The organism is Paenibacillus hodogayensis, assembly GCF_039536325.1.
GTDB classification, from domain to species: domain Bacteria; phylum Bacillota; class Bacilli; order Paenibacillales; family NBRC-103111; genus Paenibacillus_AB; species Paenibacillus_AB hodogayensis.
The window spans coordinates 202,625-219,108 of sequence record NZ_BAAAYO010000005.1 but is presented as its reverse complement, the minus strand read 5'-3'; the positions used below and the strand labels follow the sequence as shown (position 1 = coordinate 219,108).

General features: G+C 59.9%; 14 protein-coding genes. 1 reads left to right on the top strand and 13 read right to left on the bottom strand.

Annotation, left to right across the window (positions count from 1 at the left end):
- Positions 1-309: 309 nt before the first annotated feature.
- Positions 310-1,641: a PhoH family protein gene (locus ABD796_RS10425; protein ID WP_344906984.1), complete on the bottom strand. Its 1,332-nt coding sequence runs from the start codon at positions 1,639-1,641 to the stop codon at positions 310-312.
- Between the two features lie 106 nt (positions 1,642-1,747).
- Here ABD796_RS10425 and ABD796_RS10420 point away from each other — a divergent pair, with 106 nt between their 5' ends.
- Positions 1,748-2,296 (top strand): YhcN/YlaJ family sporulation lipoprotein, encoded by a 549-nt coding sequence (locus ABD796_RS10420; protein ID WP_344906981.1) that lies wholly within the window; start codon positions 1,748-1,750, stop codon positions 2,294-2,296.
- A gap of 55 nt (positions 2,297-2,351) precedes the next feature.
- Here ABD796_RS10420 and ABD796_RS10415 read toward each other — a convergent pair whose 3' ends face one another.
- The 12 genes from ABD796_RS10415 to ABD796_RS10360 form a co-directional block, all read right to left on the bottom strand.
- The gene (locus ABD796_RS10415) at positions 2,352-2,804 is read right to left on the bottom strand and encodes a pyridoxamine 5'-phosphate oxidase family protein (RefSeq protein ID WP_344906976.1); all 453 of its coding nucleotides are present in this window, start codon (positions 2,802-2,804) and stop codon (positions 2,352-2,354) included.
- A 106-nt stretch (positions 2,805-2,910) separates the two neighbouring features.
- Entirely contained in the window at positions 2,911-3,882 is a 972-nt protein-coding gene (locus ABD796_RS10410; protein ID WP_344906973.1) for an LCP family glycopolymer transferase, read from the bottom strand.
- A 15-nt stretch (positions 3,883-3,897) separates the two neighbouring features.
- Positions 3,898-4,170 (bottom strand): hypothetical protein, encoded by a 273-nt coding sequence (locus ABD796_RS10405; RefSeq protein WP_344906970.1) that lies wholly within the window; start codon positions 4,168-4,170, stop codon positions 3,898-3,900.
- A complete protein-coding gene (locus ABD796_RS10400; RefSeq protein ID WP_344906967.1) occupies positions 4,167-4,631 on the bottom strand; it encodes a hypothetical protein in 465 nt (154 codons plus the stop codon). Before ABD796_RS10400 ends, ABD796_RS10405 begins: the two co-directional genes overlap by 4 nt.
- Positions 4,632-4,659: 28 nt before the next feature.
- Positions 4,660-5,004, bottom strand: coding sequence for a YlaH-like family protein (locus ABD796_RS10395; RefSeq protein ID WP_344906964.1), 345 nt, complete (start codon positions 5,002-5,004; stop codon positions 4,660-4,662).
- 47 nt (positions 5,005-5,051) lie between these two features.
- Positions 5,052-6,893, bottom strand: a complete 1,842-nt coding sequence (gene typA, locus ABD796_RS10390) for a translational GTPase TypA (RefSeq protein WP_344906961.1) — start codon at positions 6,891-6,893, stop codon at positions 5,052-5,054.
- Positions 6,894-7,078: 185 nt separating this feature from the next.
- The gene (locus ABD796_RS10385; protein WP_344906958.1) at positions 7,079-7,561 is read right to left on the bottom strand and encodes a hypothetical protein; all 483 of its coding nucleotides are present in this window, start codon (positions 7,559-7,561) and stop codon (positions 7,079-7,081) included.
- Between the two features lie 151 nt (positions 7,562-7,712).
- Complete coding sequence (locus ABD796_RS10380; RefSeq protein WP_344906954.1) at positions 7,713-10,661, bottom strand: VWA domain-containing protein; 2,949 nt, start codon at positions 10,659-10,661, stop codon at positions 7,713-7,715.
- The gene (locus ABD796_RS10375; protein ID WP_344906950.1) at positions 10,645-12,594 is read right to left on the bottom strand and encodes a VWA domain-containing protein; all 1,950 of its coding nucleotides are present in this window, start codon (positions 12,592-12,594) and stop codon (positions 10,645-10,647) included. The genes ABD796_RS10380 and ABD796_RS10375 overlap by 17 nt, the downstream gene beginning before the upstream one ends.
- A 105-nt stretch (positions 12,595-12,699) precedes the next feature.
- The gene (locus tag ABD796_RS10370) at positions 12,700-13,608 is read right to left on the bottom strand and encodes a DUF58 domain-containing protein (protein ID WP_344906947.1); all 909 of its coding nucleotides are present in this window, start codon (positions 13,606-13,608) and stop codon (positions 12,700-12,702) included.
- A complete protein-coding gene (locus ABD796_RS10365; protein ID WP_344906945.1) occupies positions 13,605-14,594 on the bottom strand; it encodes an AAA family ATPase in 990 nt (329 codons plus the stop codon). Before ABD796_RS10365 ends, ABD796_RS10370 begins: the two co-directional genes overlap by 4 nt.
- Positions 14,595-14,713: 119 nt before the next feature.
- Positions 14,714-16,438 carry a hypothetical protein gene (locus tag ABD796_RS10360; RefSeq protein WP_344906942.1) on the bottom strand — a complete coding sequence of 575 codons (1,725 nt, stop codon included), beginning with the start codon at positions 16,436-16,438 and terminating at the stop codon, positions 14,714-14,716.
- Between the last annotated feature and the right edge of the window lie 46 nt (positions 16,439-16,484).

Genomic DNA, 16,484 nt, shown 5'->3' with positions numbered 1-16,484 from the left:
ATTAAGATAATTAGAAGAAAAAAACTATAGCGCTTTCATTTCGTCCAATCCGGTTGTAACGGAAACGTTCCCTCCTTCTTGATCATTTCCGACGCCTGCACTCCAAGCCAAAAACGATTCGCCTCCGAGGTTGCGGCAATAATCACCTTAATGATTAAGTTAATATGTTTATTATATACCGGTCGGACGGAAAAGTTCAATCTTTTTCTGTGCGCGAATAATCGGCAAACCGGTTCTTTAACGTTAAAAAAACGTCTGGAGCCCGCAACTTCAGCGGAACGCCAGACGTTTTCGTTAAACGATCGAACGCTACAGCAAATCGGCGGCCAGTTGGGCCAGGTGGGAGCGTTCCCCCCGCTCCAGATTAATATGACCGGCGATCGCTTGATCTTTGAACCTTTCGACCACATACGTAAGTCCGTTGCTGTACGCATCCAGATACGGATGATCGATCTGTTCCGGATCGCCCATCAAGACGATTTTGCTGCCCTCGCCAACACGCGATACAATAGTTTTCACTTCGTGCTTCGATAAGTTCTGCGCTTCGTCGATAATGATGAACTGCCCCGGAATCGAGCGCCCACGAATATACGTCAGCGCCTCCACCTGGATGCTGCCCATGCCGGCCAATATTTTATCGATATCCCCGGACTTCTTCGTATCGAACAAAAATTCCAGATTGTCGTAGATCGGCTGCATCCACGGCCGAAGCTTCTCGTCCTTCTCTCCCGGCAAATACCCGATATCCTTGCCCATCGGCACGACCGGGCGGGCGATGAGCAGCTTCTTGTACTTGTGCTCGTCTTCGATCTTCATCAGACCGGCCGCCAGCGCCAGCAGCGTCTTGCCCGTACCGGCTTTGCCGGTTAGCGTAACGAGCGGCACATCGTCGTTCAGCAGAAGCTCGAGCGCCATGCGCTGCTGCACATTGCGCGCGCCGATTCCCCAGATCGGATCGTTGCTCAGGAACAGCGGGTCCAGCCGCTTCCCATCGGCGCTCGCTTTCAGCAAAGCCGATTTGGAGGTGCCAAGCTCATCCTTCAAAATGACGAACTCGTGCGGCTGGAATTTGTAATTCACGCTGAGGTCCGTCACCGGCAAAAACCGGGCGTTATAGAAGCTGTCGATGACGCCGGGATGCACATGCAGCGTGATGTACCCCGGATACAGCTCGTTGGACGACACGATCCGGTCGGTCAAATAATCTTCTGCGGTAATGCCCAGCACATCGGCTTTGATCCGTACCAGCGTATCCTTGCTCACCAGGACGACCGGCCGCGGATCGGCGTTCTCCTGCTCTTCCAGATGATAGTTTAAAGCGACAGCCAAAATTCGGTTGTCGTTTGTAATTTCTCCGAATAAATCGTGCAGCTTCTGAAAGCTGCGGTGATTCAGCTCGACCTTGATGCTGCCTCCCCGCTCCAGTCCGATTCCGTCATGCAGACGCCCCTTTTCCCGGAGTCCGTCCAGCAGCCGCGATACGGTGCGGGCGTTGCGCCCCAATTCGTCGGCGTTGCGCTTTTTCGAGTCGATTTCCTCCAATACCACCGCGGGAATGATCACTTCGTTGTCTTCGAAAGCGAAGACGGCGTTAGGATCCTGCAACAGGACATTCGTATCCAATACGTAAATTTTTCTCATGAGCGTCCCCTCCCGGCTTGGCATCTGGCTATAGTTGTACATATTCGATGTCGAAACGGACAAACTAACCATGACGAATACAGGAACAGATAGGAGCGAATTATAGATGCGAAAAGTCGTTGTCCTCGCGCTTGCGGTTACGATCCTAGGCGGCTGCGGCAAAGCGCCGCGCAATGAAGCATCCCCCTCTCCGGACGGGCGAAACGGTATTAAGGTACAGCAGACGGCCCCGGCCAAGCCGGAAATCAACGACAAACAACAGGTGACCGCCAGGCTGGAGGCGCTTGCCACAAGCATTCCTCAAGTCGAAAGCGCCAAATGCGTCATACTCGGCAATACGGCGATTGTCGGCATCAATGTACAGCCGCAGCTGGAACGAAGCCGCGTCGACGTGATCAAATACTCGGTCGCCGAAGCGCTGCGCAAAGATCCGTACGGCGTAAACGCCTTTGTAACGGCCGACATCGATATGGCAGGTCGGATTGCGGAAATTCGCGAGGATATCCGTCAAGGACGTCCGGTTGCCGGGCTTGCGGAGGAGCTTGCCGACATGGTCGGCCGGATCGTGCCGCAAATTCCGAAGGATATCACGCCGCAGGGCAACCCGCCGGCGCAAACCGATGACGGTCATCAAATGGGCGGCAAGGAATTGTAAGACATGCCTTCACCCGTCGCCGACCAGAGACACGAAAAGCCCGGTTCCGCTGGAACTAGGCTTTTTTCATGGCAGCAAAAACTTGTCCGTCCAGCTTATCCGCTGCACGTTTGTCGTACGTTTTCTCGTATTCGGGCTCGACGGAAATACGGGAGCCGTAAAACATCGCGTCCCGCACCGCTTCGACTGCGACGTCGAAGCAGGCCAGCTTGAAGGGCACTCCCTCGAGCGAGTCGGCAATGGCAGCAGCAGTGCCGTATACGGCATTGACTTTGCCCTCGCCAAAAAAGGTCACCGTTACTTGCGGATGGCGCTTGATGTTCTCCACGAGGCGCGAACGCCGGTCGACGGCAAAACGGATGTTGGACATGTCGTTGGCATATACCCACGAAATGGCGCTTACGTTCGGAAATCCGCTCTCCGCATCGATCGTGGCAAGCAAAACCAGCTTTTCCTTTTGCAGTTGGGACATCTGCTGTTCCGACAAAGCGGTAATCGTTTCAGCCATACATCCATCCTCCTGAAAGTGCGGCTTGCCCCCATTATATCACACGGTGCGGCCTCTCAGCCATAGCCGATAGCCGAAGCCGCGCCCGGACCGGGATGCAAGAATGTTAGCGAAGCTGTTCCTGCAGGGCGGTCTGCGCCTTCTTCAATTCGCCCGATCCGACGATAATATACGGGCTCCGCCATTCGCCTTCAAGGTGAACATAGTTTATTTTATCGCGGTCGATGCCTATATATGTCCGCATCAAGCTTTTGATTTGCGAGGAGGGGATGTCCGTGTCCACATTGTTGCCGATCGCTTCGATAACGGAGCCGAGCTTGAACACGCCGTCCACCGTTTTCAGCTTGCCGATCATTTCGCCGATGACCTGCTGCTGCCGCGCGTTGCGCTCGATATCGTTCGATTCCGCGGAATTTTGACAATTGCCCTTGCGGTAACGGACGAAGTCGAGCGTCTGGCTTCCGTTCAGCGTATGTATGCCCTTCGTCAGACGGATTGCCGTGCCGTCCTCTTTATCGGTGTAGCACATGTTCATGTCGACATCGAGCTTGAGGCCCCCAAGGTTGTCGACGACTTCTTTGAAGCCGTTGAAATCGATCTTGGCCGCGTAATCGATCGGCACGTTCAAATATTTGCCGATCAGCGCCTTCGTCTTGGCGTACGCCGTCGCTTTGTTGCTGTTATGGAAGCCGGCGTAATACGCATTCGCCTTGTTTTGCGAGTAGCCGCTCACCTTGAGCAGCGTATCGCGCGGGATCGAGACGACAGCGGCCGTCTTGCGCTGCGGATTGAGAGACACGACCATCATGACGTCGGTATTGAGGCTCGGATTTTGCGGACGCGTATCCGTGCCAAGCAGAAGCACCGTTACCGGATTGTCGCTGACCGGCTTCGAGACGGGAGCCGTATCCGGAGCGCCCGCACTTTCCAGCGCCCCGTTAATCTTGTAGAGCATATATCCGGCATAGCCGAGCGCGGCGAGCAGAATCACGATAACGATGAACAGAATCGTCTTCATGACGGCTTTACCGGAACGGGCGCTTTTGGGCGCCCGCTTCTGCGGGGCGGTTGGGGGCATCGGAAATCACCACTTTCAGTTGTATTTCGGGTTGGCGGCGATATCGCGAAGCAGCTGCTCCGCATGCTCCTTGTCAAACCTTTGCGCCTTCGTCTCTCCTTCATGCTCGTACCGGACGTGCAGCGTCGTATCGTCGGTTACGGCAATGCGGACGTCCTGCAGGTTATGATCGTCGCGCAATATTTCCGCAAAAAACGATTCCGTCTCGCGGGCGGCGTTGTCTTCCGGTCTCGCTTCGGCCACGAGACGAATTTGCAGCCAGTTGAATAGGGCCTCGTTCAGCTTCATCCGTTCGATTCCTCCTTCAGCAAAATCACCCGTAACCCGTTTGCCGCCCAACGTGCCAGCGCATCGTCCAGCAGGCAGGGCGCATCCTCAGCGCCCCCCGGCACGGACAGGCCGGACAGCGCTTGCATCCCGTTCTCTGCAAGCCATGCCGCAAGCGCTTCGGCGGAAGGCAGCTTGTCCAGGACGGCGCGGCCGCAACCGGACAGATGCAGCGGCTTCCCGTCGAAAACGACATCGCCCGGAGTAGACAGTTCGAACGGAGCGGGGTCCCTGCCGCACGCCTCCGCTTCTTCTTCTCCAGCGAGCAAATGCGCCTTGAACGGAAACAGCAGCCGGGGTCGGCTGCTTTCCAATTGATTGCGGAACTCCGCCCATGGCTCCTCCGGCGCGCACAACAAGCGCTCGCCGCCCAGCACAATCGGCTCGTTCCTCGTTATCGGGGCCAACCAGTAACGGAACATAGTCAGTCGCTCCTCTCGGACGGCCCGTTCATGCTTTCGACTTGTCGGCCGTCTCCGGCTTGCCGTTCGCTTCGGGAGCCTGTCCGGCTTCCGTCAGCCCTTTTTTGCGGTTTTCCCGGTCGATCATCCAATAGCGGACCCGCACCGTCAGCATCAGCGCCACGGCCACGCCAAGGCTGATGACGATCGGCAGCTCGAGATCGAGCTGGAACAGCATCAGGATAAAGGCGCCGACCGCAATGGTCAAATAAATGACCGCATCCTTCAGCAGCGGAAGCTTGCGCATGCGGAACACTTTATTATAAATATATACGAGAAAGACGAAAATCAGAATATACGTAATCCAAGGATGATCAAAAAGCCACTGCTGCACCCCAGAACGCCTCCCATGCCGTAATGGACCGAAAGGCCGGTCGAACGTTATGCGTTCGACTCGGCCAGTTTACGGTTTTTCTCTGCTTTTTCCCGTTCGTTTTTATTCAATATTTTTTTGCGCAGACGGATCGATTTCGGCGTCACTTCGCAATATTCGTCGTCATTCAAATATTCCAGCGCCTGCTCGAGCGAGAAGATGCGCGGCGTCTTCATCCGTACGGTCTCATCCTTGCTCGACGCGCGCATGTTGGTCAGCTGCTTCTCCTTGCATACGTTGACGGCGAGATCGGTATCGCGCGTATGCTCGCCGATGATCATCCCTTCGTATACGTCGATGCCCGGGTTGATGAACATAATGCCTCGGTCCTCGACCGACAGCATGCCGTATGTCGTGGCGACGCCGGACTCGAACGAGATCAGCACGCCCTGGTGGCGTCCGCCGACGTTCGCACCGGCATAAGGACCATATTGCTCGAACGCATGGTTCATGACGCCGTAGCCGCGGGTAAGCGTCAGGAAATGGGTGCCGTACCCGATCAGGCCGCGCGCCGGAATAAGAAACTCGAGACGGACCGTACCGGTACCGGTATTCGTCATGTTGATCATTTCCGCCTTGCGCGTGCCGAGGCTTTCCATAACCGCGCCCATGCTGTCTTCGGGCACATCGATCAGCAGCCGTTCGATCGGCTCCATCTTCACGCCGTCCATTTCTTTGACGATGACTTCCGGCTTGGATACTTGCAGCTCGAACCCTTCGCGACGCATGTTCTCGATCAGGATGCCGAGGTGCAGCTCGCCGCGTCCGGATACGATGAACGCATCCGGGCTATCGGTCTCGTCGACCCGCAGCGAAACGTCCGTCTCCAGCTCCTTGAACAGCCGCTCGCGCAGTTTGCGGGACGTGACCCATTTGCCTTCTTTGCCGGCGAACGGGCTGTTGTTGACGACGAACGTCATCTGCAACGTCGGTTCGTCGATTTTCAGAACCGGCAAAGCTTCCGGATTCGTCGGATCGGCGATCGTCTCCCCGATGTTAATATCCTTGATGCCCGACAAGGCGACGATATCGCCGGCTCCGGCCTGCTCGATCTCGATCCGCTTCAAGCCTTGGAAGCCGAACAGCTTCTCGATCCGCGCCTGCTTCACCTGGCCTTCGCGAGTCATTACGGCAACCGCCTGGCCTTGGCGGATAATGCCGCGGTTGAGCCGGCCGATGGCGATCCGTCCCAAGTATTCGTTGTAGTCCATCAGCGTTACCAGAAATTGCAGCGGCAGCTCGGTGTCTTCCGTCGGATGCGGAATGTGGCTGATAATCGTTTGGTACAGCGACTGCATGTTCTCTTCCTGCGAATCGGCGTCGAGGCTCGACGTGCCTTGCAGTGCCGAGGCGTATACGACCGGGAAATCGAGCTGCTGGTCGTTCGCGCCAAGCTCGATGAACAGATCGAGCACTTCGTCGACGACTTCCGCCGGCCTCGCGCTCGGACGGTCAATCTTGTTTAGCACGACGATCGGCGTCAAGTTTTGTTCCAGCGCCTTGCGCAGCACGAACTTCGTCTGAGGCATGCAGCCTTCGAAAGCGTCCACGACGAGAAGCACGCCGTCGACCATCTTCATGATGCGTTCCACCTCGCCGCCGAAATCGGCGTGTCCCGGCGTATCTACAATGTTTATGAAATAATCTTTATACGTAATGGCCGTATTCTTCGCCAATATCGTAATGCCCCGTTCGCGTTCCAGATCGTTGGAATCCATCGCCCGTTCTTGGATCGCCTCGTTGTCGCGATACGTGCCGGATTGCTGGAGCAGCTTGTCGACGAGTGTCGTTTTGCCATGGTCGACGTGAGCGATAATGGCGATGTTGCGGATTTTGTCTCTTGCGTGCATAAAGTTAACGTTCATCCTTTCCCGTTTGACAAAAAGTAGAATCGCCCGAAGGCGGTTTATCCGTTAATCATGAAATAAGCGTCGGACAATGGCGCCGACGCTTGACACATTAAGAATTATAGCGATTTTGGCGTGAAAATGCAAGAAAACCGTGCTTGAAGATTTGGTTAACAAGACGGACCGCCTTACCAGCGACGCCGTTTATTGTAGATCAGATAGGCGCCGACGACGATAAGCGCCAAAGCGACGAAATAAACGCCGGCGGTAAACAGCACCGTCATGCTGAAGCAGATGCCGGAGATGACGGCCAGGACGACGGCCGCAATGAGCGTGCTCCGCGGGCTTTGTTTATCGAACAAGTAATATTCGTACAGGCCGACCGCCAGCGCCAGGATGAAGCCCGGCCACAGGTAAGCCATCAGTTTCCAGCTGAAAATCGTGCACAGGAAAAACAAGATCGAATTCGTGACGAGAATGCCGCCGGGTATAAGCACGCCCGAGGGCAGGACGCGGCTGAAATAAAGTCCGTGCAGCAGCAGCCCGGGAATCAGCACGAATAGAGGCCAGAAGACGTGCCAAAAAAATCCGATGACTCCGAGCTTGCCGAGTAATAAGATGACGCCTACCGCCACAATGATCAGCCCGACGGAATAGCGATTGTTGGCCAAAACGGCTTCCCCTCCCTATAACTCTTGAAAACCGCCGCACAAGCGGCTTCCTGCAACCATTGTAACGAAATCGGACATAAAATGCTAGTATTCGCTCAAAACAACCGGTTTTCGCCAAAGCCTCCGTCACGGGAGAGGGCGAAGCGCCCACTCACCGTTCCCGGCGCTTTTTAGCGGCCAGCAGCCGGTTCAGCCGCTCTTCCGCGCCGCCTTCCTCCGCTTGCGCCGACGGCGACGTCCGCCCCCCCGGACGAGTAGCGGCAGCCTGCGCAGAAGGGGCTTCTCCGCTTGGAGATCCGGACGTCGGCAATCCTCCGGCGGATGCATTCGTCCGCCCCGCGTGCTCGGTCGGCGAGTCCCACTCCGTTCCGCGTTTCCCGCCAGACGGCGGTTGTGCGGCTTGCGTATCGCTGCGGGCTTCCGCTGGGAACCGCTCCCGCTCCGGCGCGCGCGCCGGTACGCGGGAACGGAGCCGCTCCACCGTGTCGCGTCCCGAACCGCCCGGAGATGTTCGTCCAGCGGACATTCGCAGGGCGGCAAGCAGCTTGCGCCACGGGATGTGCAGACGCCGTACGGCAATGTCGGCCAGCCACAGCAGCAGCGCCGCGATCAGCAGAGCCTGTGACAAGTCCCGGACCCGTTTCTTCGCCGTTGTCTCCCCGCCGAACGCGTCGCCGGGCTTGTCGAGCTGGAGCACCCGTCCGCCCGTCAGCTCGGCCAGCTGCTTCAGCTTGTCCGCCCCGTCGTCCGCCCCGATCCGGTATTCCGGGGAGTACGGGATAACGAAGCCGGTCGTGGCGGCGATGCCTCCGGTACCGTTGCCTGTTCCGCCTTCGCTCCCCTCTTCTGGGACGGATGAAATTTGCGTCAAATAGACTCCGGGTTTGCCGATAGCCAATTGCCCGGTATATTCGCCCGGTACGGTCGGCTCGAGCGTCACCTCGGTCTGCTTCAGCTCTTCGTCCGTGACGATTGCCTTAAGCGCGCCGCCGGCTGCGCTTATCACATCGAGCGTGACCGAGCCGCCTTCCAGCCGGCTCGTCAGCTCGATCGGCGACGCCTGGAATTGCGGGAACGTCCATTTGACAATGCGGCTGAAAACGTCCTGAAATCGGTCCCAGGCGACCCAATCGCCCGCCCATTTGCCGGTCAGGTCGCTCGTCCAGGCGACCGCTTTGCCTGCCCCGTACTGCCAGCGGGCCAGCAGCGGATCGGGCTCGGGGCTCGTCAGCGCAATCTCCGCAGTTTCCTTCGGCGTCGTGGCGATATAGGCATGAACGCGCGGAACGCCGCCGGCAAACAGCGGATTCCAGTCGGCAGCCTGGCCGATCGACGGCACAAACGGCTGATCGACGATATACGTGCGCGAGATCAGCACCGCTTCGCGGCTGAAAATGGCCGGAACCGTCGACTGGTCGTTCGTAAAGTAATAACGGCCCTTCGCCATCCGGGCCAACTGCTCCAGCAGCTGCGTGTCCGCGCCGTCGCCGATCGCTACGGAGGAGAGCGTAATGTTGTCCTTGACCATATCGCCCGCAAGCGACGCGTAGTTCGGATTCGTGGCAGACTGACCATCCGTAAGCAAAATGATGTGCTTGCGCTGGGCATCCACCTTCCGCAGCTTGGCGTAAGCCTGCTCGACCGCAGCATAAATTTCGGTTCCGCCGTCGGCTTGAATCGAATTGACTTTGTCGATCACTTGCTTCGGATCCTTCAGCAGCTGCGGCTCCACGACCCACCACGGGGACGAATCGAAGGCGACCACGCCGATCGTATCCTGTTCCCGCATAAGCTGGATCGTGCGCGTCGCGGCCTCTTGCGCCAGCTCGATCCCGCCCCCGGACATGCTTCCCGATTTGTCGAGCACCAGCATAAGCGCCAGCGACGGAATCTCCCGTTTGCCGCGCAAATCCATGTAAACCGGCAGCGCCCGTTCGATCGGCGTCTTGAAATAGCCGCCAAGCCCGAAGCTATCCTCGCCGCCGGTCATGACCAGGCCGATGCCATAATCCCGGACCGACTGCTCGATCATCGTCATCTGGCTTTCCGACATGCTGGTGGCCGGCACGTTGGCGAGCACGACCGAGTCGTAGGCCGAATAGTCCGCCAGTTCTCTGGGAAGCATCTCCGGTACGATCGCGTCGTACGGGACGAGCCCGGCATCAAGCACGGCCTTTAAGCTTTGCGCGGCCCCTTCACTGCCTTCGACCAGCAGCACCTTCGGAGGACCGGTCACCCGGCTGAACGCATACGCGGCATTGTTGGCCGATACCTCGTCTCCATCCGCGTACAGCTCGGCGCGATACCGGTGCAGCCCCTGCTCCTTGGCCAGACCGCGCAGCACGAAACGGTTTTGCCCTTTTTCCAGGGTTACCTGCTGCCCGGAAATTTCCCGGTTATCCTCGTATACCCTCAATACGGCCGGACCGGCGAACGTGCTGGATACGGCTACCTCCAACGAATACTGTTCGGCCAAATACAATTTCTCCGGCAAGCTTAACGTATCGACCGAGGCGTCCTTGCGTTCTTTCGCAGGCAGCGGAACGACATCGACCGGTATGCCCTTGTCGCGCAGCAGCTTTCCTTGACGGAGCATATCGCCGACATTTTCCCGTCCGTCGGACAGCAGCACGATGCGCGGCGACGCATCCGTCGGCAGAAGCGTCTCGGCCAGTTGAAGCGCTTCGTCCAGCCGCGTAAACTGCGTATTGATGCGGCTGCCGAACGCGAACGTGTCGACGCTGCCCGTATCCGCCGCTTTCTCGATCGCCGCATCCAGCCCGGCCGAAACGACGCCTGCCGCGTCCCGCTGCGCTTTGGCTTCCTCCGTTTGACGGATATACGCCTCCAGAACGGAACTGTCGGTCATGCTGTCCGAGCGGTCGGCGACGAATACGATCGCCTTCCGTTCGATCGTTGCATAGCTTTGCAGCCCGGCGAGCGATAAAATCAACAGCAGCACGACGAGACCGCGCAGTGCGACCGCCAGCCGCTTGCGCCAGCCGGACAGACGCCCCGCCCTTCTCCATACCCAGACCATATAAGCCGCTGCGGGCACAAGCAGCAGAAGCGCGAGCAGCGATTTAAACTGAAGACCCACGGCGGTACACCCCCCATTCACAGACGACGGCCGCCAAGGCAAGCAGCGCAGCCCAATGCCAAAGCGACAGCGGCGCTCCCCGGCGCCCGTCGTCCGCGCTGCCTGATGATGCCTGGTCCGGCGTTTCGCCCGCTACCAGGCTGCCGGATGCGGTTCGGTCGAAGCTCAGCTCCGCAGCGGCCGTTCCCCACTCGCGCGAATCGGCCATAACCCCAATCCAACGGGTTTGTACCAGCCGGCCGGACTCGTCCTTTTCCTCTAATCGGTACAACCCCGGATGCAAAGGTACGGTCTGGGCGGAGGAAAGCCTCCCTCCCGTCTTCTCGGCCTCTGCCGGCCCAGCGCCCCCGCCATCCGCGCTCACCCATGCGGCGGAAGCGGCGGCAGGAGACATCGCGATTTCCTTGCGCTCCCCGGCCACCGCCCGGCCCAGGCTTTCGCCGTGGGCTGCGGTCAGCCAGCCGACCGCATTTTGTACGAAAACGGGAAATTCCGTTCGCAGCGGCCAATCGCTTTGCTGCAGGGCGAATGCGATCAACAGTCGCGGCTGGCCGTTCTCCGTTCCGGCATAAAGCAGCGGCATATCTCCGGCGGAAACGACCGACTTGCCCCAGACAAGGCCGTCCGGCTGCCAAGCCGTCGCCACGTGCGCATCCTGAAATTTCAAATAACGGGTAACCGGATGGTCCTCGACCTTATACGGCACGGCCGGAACGGCGGCTTCCTTGCCTTCGCTGCCGGAACGGATATACAGAACCGGGCGGGAGGCCAGCATGTCCTTCCACTCCCGGGAAGCAAGGACGCTCGACGTCACCGAATCGATCGCGATCAGATCCGGGCCGCCGGCCGCCTTTTGCGAGCCTATCCACGCCTGCGCATTGTCAGGCGCCAGCTTGATCACTTCCGCGCCGGCCAGCTGCAGCGCTTTTTCCAGAAACAGGTTGCCGTCTCCGACCAGCAGCACCTTGCGCGCGCGATTGCTATCCGGGAAAGCATAAGAAACGTTGTCGATGCGGAACGAATCGCCGGAGCCGATGTCCAGCTTGTACCAGTCGGCCGGGGCTAGCCCTTCGAAATAAACCGCGGCTTGTTTGCCGGCTTCGATCTGCACCGTTTTGACTTCGGCGAGCGAGTCTCCGGCATATAGGGACGCCTCCACCTTCTTCGGCGCCGTTCCCGCGTTTTTGAGCGAAGCGACGGCAGACAGCTTGCCTTCCTTGCCGTTCGATTTGACGCCAAATTGAGAAATGCTCATATTGCTGTCGCCATTGTCCGCTTTCGCCTCCCCGATCCGATGGACGGTAACCGGGACGGCGAACGCCAGGCCGCTGACAGGCTCGGGGAACTGCCCGTCCGTGAACAGACGGATTTCCGCTTCGGGGTCGTTGCGGGTCAGCGCCGCCGCGAGCGACATCGTTTCCCGGTAGACGGTTTTGCCGTAAGCCGGCTCGATACCGGCCAACGCTTCGCGCAGCCGGTTTCTGTCCGTCTCCCGCGACAGAAGCACGTCGGCCTGCTCGCCCATGGCGAGCAGCGTAATGGCGCTATCCTTCGCCTCGCCAGACGCCCATTCGGTCACCTGCCGCTTGGCCGCGTCGAGCCGGCTTTCGCCGCCCCCTTCAGCCTCGGCGGTCATGCTGGCCGAACGGTCCAAAACGACGACTACATGCGCTTTGGCCGAACGTTGCGACCAGACCCACGGCTGCATAATGGCAAGCACCAGGAGAGCGGCCGCCAGCAGCTGGACGAGCATCAGCAACCGGTTTCGCAGCTTCTGCCACGGCCGGTTCGCTTCCATGTCTTTCAAGACGCGGTTCCACAGCATATGGCTGGAGACCGGCGTGTCGACGTATTTGCGTTTGAATAAATACAGCAGCACGATGGCCGGCAGCGATAGGCCGAACCATAAGCCCGGCAGCGAATCAAAATGCATGTCCAACACCTCCCTGCCGGCTGTCGTCCGTCTCCGGCCTTCCTTTAGAAACCGTCCGCCAAACGTTGCCGCTCGTCCCCGGACAATATCGATAGACGGTCTCCTTTATTGCAGAGCGCCGGTCTGGCGCATCGTAGTCGCGATCCACTCCAGCGCCGGCACGTTCGTGGGCGCCAGCGCATAAGCGATGCCCCGTTCGTGGCAAAAGGCGCGCAGGCCGCCGGTATATTCGTCCAGCGCTTCCTTATACGCTTTAATTACCCTGCTTGACATCGCCACTTCCTTGCCGAGGCCGGTCTCCACGTCGACCAGCCGCAAATCCCCCTCAAAATCCGGGTAAAGCTCCTCCGGCGACAGCACCTGCACGACGGCCACTTCCTGTTTGGCTGCCAGCAATCGGTTAAGCGCATCCTGAACGCCGTTCTCGTACAAAAAATCGGAGAACAGCCAGGTCATGCCGGGCTGTCTCGGCAGCGCCAAAGGCTCGGTCAACGCTTGGCGGATATCTCCCGCGGCAGCCGGCGCGGCCTCCTCCAGAAAGCGGAATAAACGCTGTGCCGAGGCTTTGCCGCGCACCGTCGGCAGCGTGCCGGCGACCCGTTCCCCGAAAACGCCCGCTGCCACGCGGTCATAACCGGCCAGCGCCATATATCCGATGCTCGCCGCCAGCTTCTTCGCATGCATCAGCTTGCTGACTCCGTCTGCCCCGTCCGGGCCGCCTCCGGTGTCCATCGAAGCCGATACGTCGACCCATATGCGGACGAGCAGCTCGCGCTCGTCGTGAAACAGCTTGACGAACGGCTTGCCGCTGCGGCCGTAAGCGTTCCAATCGATCTGCCGGATATCGTCTCCGGGGGCGTACAGCCGGTAATCGGCGAAATCAAGCGAAGCGCCGGTTTGCCGGGATTTGCGCTTGCCCTGCATCGTGCCGCTAATCCGGTTTTTGGCCATGACGGTCATCCGCTCCAACCGAAGCAGCGACTGCGAATCGAGCAGCGTCCCGGCGGCGCTCATCGACGTCCTTCCATGGCGGCCAGCACGTCCCGCAGCACCGCATCCGTCGACATGCCGAGCGCCTGGCCTTCGAAGTTGAGAAATAGTCGGTGACGCAACGCGGGAATGGCTACCTGCTCCACATCATGATAAGAAACGTTCAGCCGGCCGGCGCAAAAAGCTCTGACCTTCGCCAGCGTAACGATCGACTGGATGCCGCGCGGTCCGGAGCCGAACTGGACGTAGCGCTTGACGGACTCCGGCGCCTCCGGCTCGGACGGGTGGGTCGACATCAGCAGCCGAACGGCGAAATCAAGCACCTCTTCGGTGATCAGCATCTGCTTGACCGTATCCTGGATGCGCATGATCGTATCGCCGTCGGCCGCCTTCTCCGCCTGCGCCGTCGTCGGTGCGGTTGTGCGCAGCACGATTTCCTTCAATTCTTCTTTGGTCGGATAGGAAACGATGATTTTCACCAGAAACCGGTCGAGCTGCGCTTCCGGCAGCGGGTAGGTCCCTTCGTTCTCCAGCGGGTTTTGCGTCGCCAGCACGAAGAACGGCTTGGGCAGCACATGCGTTTCGGCGCCGACGGTTACCGTCTTTTCCTGCATCGCCTCCAACAGCGCGCTCTGCGTCTTGGGCGTAGCCCGGTTGATCTCGTCCGCCAGCACCAGATGGCCGAATAGCGGCCCTTTCTGAAATCGGTAAGACGTTTCGCCTTGTCCGCCGAATTGAATAATGTTCGTGCCGGTAATGTCGGCCGGCATCAGATCCGGTGTAAATTGGATACGAGAGAAGCTGAGGTCGACCGTATCGGCGATCGTCCGGACGAGCATCGTTTTGCCGAGCCCGGGTATTCCTTCCAGCAAAGCGTGGCCGCCGGCGAACAGACACCAGAGCAGCTGCTCGACGATCTCTTTCTGACCGACGATCACGCGGCCGATCTGTTCGCGGATCGCCGCCACTTCGGCGAGCTGGCGCTCCAACTGCTCCTTCGATTCGATCATACGTCCATGTCCCTCCCTGATAAAGCGTTGAATGGTTCTCCAAACACCCTGCACCTGCGTCTTAGTGCCGCCGTGGCACAGCTCCGCGTCCTCCGACTTCCTGCAGACGCGCATAGGATCTACCGGTTAGGCTGTATTTCCGTAAAGTAGTCGCGGACCAACTGCTGCATCGTCTGCGGCAGTTCGGAACGGCCGAGCGAGCGCGTCGCTTCGGACTCGTACTGCGCATAAACGTCCTCATAAGGCCGGGTTGCCCCGTCCAAAGCAGGAGCGGCTCCGTCCTGCATCACCTCGCCACCGCCGCCTTGAACCGGTCCTCCGTCCGCTTGCGGTTCGCCTCCGCCGGCTGACGTCCGCGGCGTATTCACCAGTCCGCGCGAGCCCGCGCCTGTGCCGGCCCCCGACCCCGAGCCGCTTCCCGAACCCGAACCGCTTCCCGAACCCGAACCGCTTCCCGAGCCCGAACCGCTTCCCGAGCCTGAACCGCTTCCCGAGCCTGAACCGCTTCCCGAGCCTGAACCGCTTCCCGAGCCTGAGCCCGAACCGGTCCCCGGACCGCTCGCTCCCCCGTTACCGGGACTCGAGCCGGCTCCGCCCGCAGGCTGACCGCCTTGGCCTTGAGCCGCTGCCGAAGCCAGTCCGGCGGCAAGTCCGTTCGTTCCCCAGGCCGGCGATACGGCCATGCCCTGGGCGCCCAGCTGCTGCGCGGCCGTCAAGCCCGCCTGTGCGATCTGCCCTCCCGCTTGCGCCGTTCGGGCGGCGAGCGACTGCTGCGTTGCGGCGGCGTTCATCGCTTGCGCGAGCGCCGCGCCAAGCGCCTGGAGCGCTTGCTCGTCAAGACCGGCAGGAGCTTGACCCGCTTCTTTCGCCAAGCCGGACAGCGCCTCTTTCAACTTGGACTCCGTCTCGGGGTCTGACGACTCCGCTGTAGCCGCCAACTGCTCAAGCGTCTTGGCCAGCTCCTGCTTCTGCTCCGGCGTCATCCGCGAAACCTGCCCGCGCAGCCCGTCAAGCGCTTCATCGAGCCCTTGCCGGTTGCCTGCGGCGAGATTTCGGCCGAGCTCGCGCAGTGCAGGATTGGCTTCCCATTGCTTGGCCCACTGCTCGGCCTGCTTTTGTTCCTTCTGCAGCTGCTCGGCCTGTTCCTTCAGCTTCTTCAGCGAACGTTCCAAGGCATCGAGCGCTTCCGGCGCCGTGCCGCTATCGCGCAGTTCTTCGCCAAGCCGGGCCAGCTCGCGATCGAGCTTCTCCAGCTGGACGGGCGGCAGCTGCTGCGACTTCAATTCCTCTCGCAGTAGCTCCGTCGCCTGCGCCTGCTCCCCGATCCACTGCTTCTCGGCTTGTCGCTTGGCGACAATGTCATCCATCGCGTTTGGCCAGAGCAGCATAGCGCCCAGCACGACGAGCAAGCCGGCGGCGGTGCCGGTAAGCCGGGGTCTTCTCGGCAAACGCAGCAGCCTGGTCGCCTCTCCCGCGAACGATTCCGCGTAACGCACCGCTTCATCTCGCTGCAGCCGGATCATAGCGTTGTCGGCATCGCGCATGGCAAGCGCCGTCCCGATCCGCTCTTCCAGACCGCCTTCGCGATCCATCTCCCGCGCCGCCTCCCGTTCGTCCGGACGCCGATATAAAGCGATGGCAGCCGCGGCCGCAACGCCTACGGCTACGAGTCCGATCGAAGCGTAACGGTAATGGGCGATCGGCATTAGCCGCGCCAGCACAGCCAGCGCGCAAGCCGCGCCGACTCCGGCCAGCAGCCCGATTCGGGTATAACCCAGCAGACGAAGCCAGACAAGCCGGAGGCGTACCTTGGCAATATGACGAAGCAACGCTTCCATAGGCATGACACGACCACTCCTTTCGCGAACGGCGCTTTACGTTTCTCCGTCG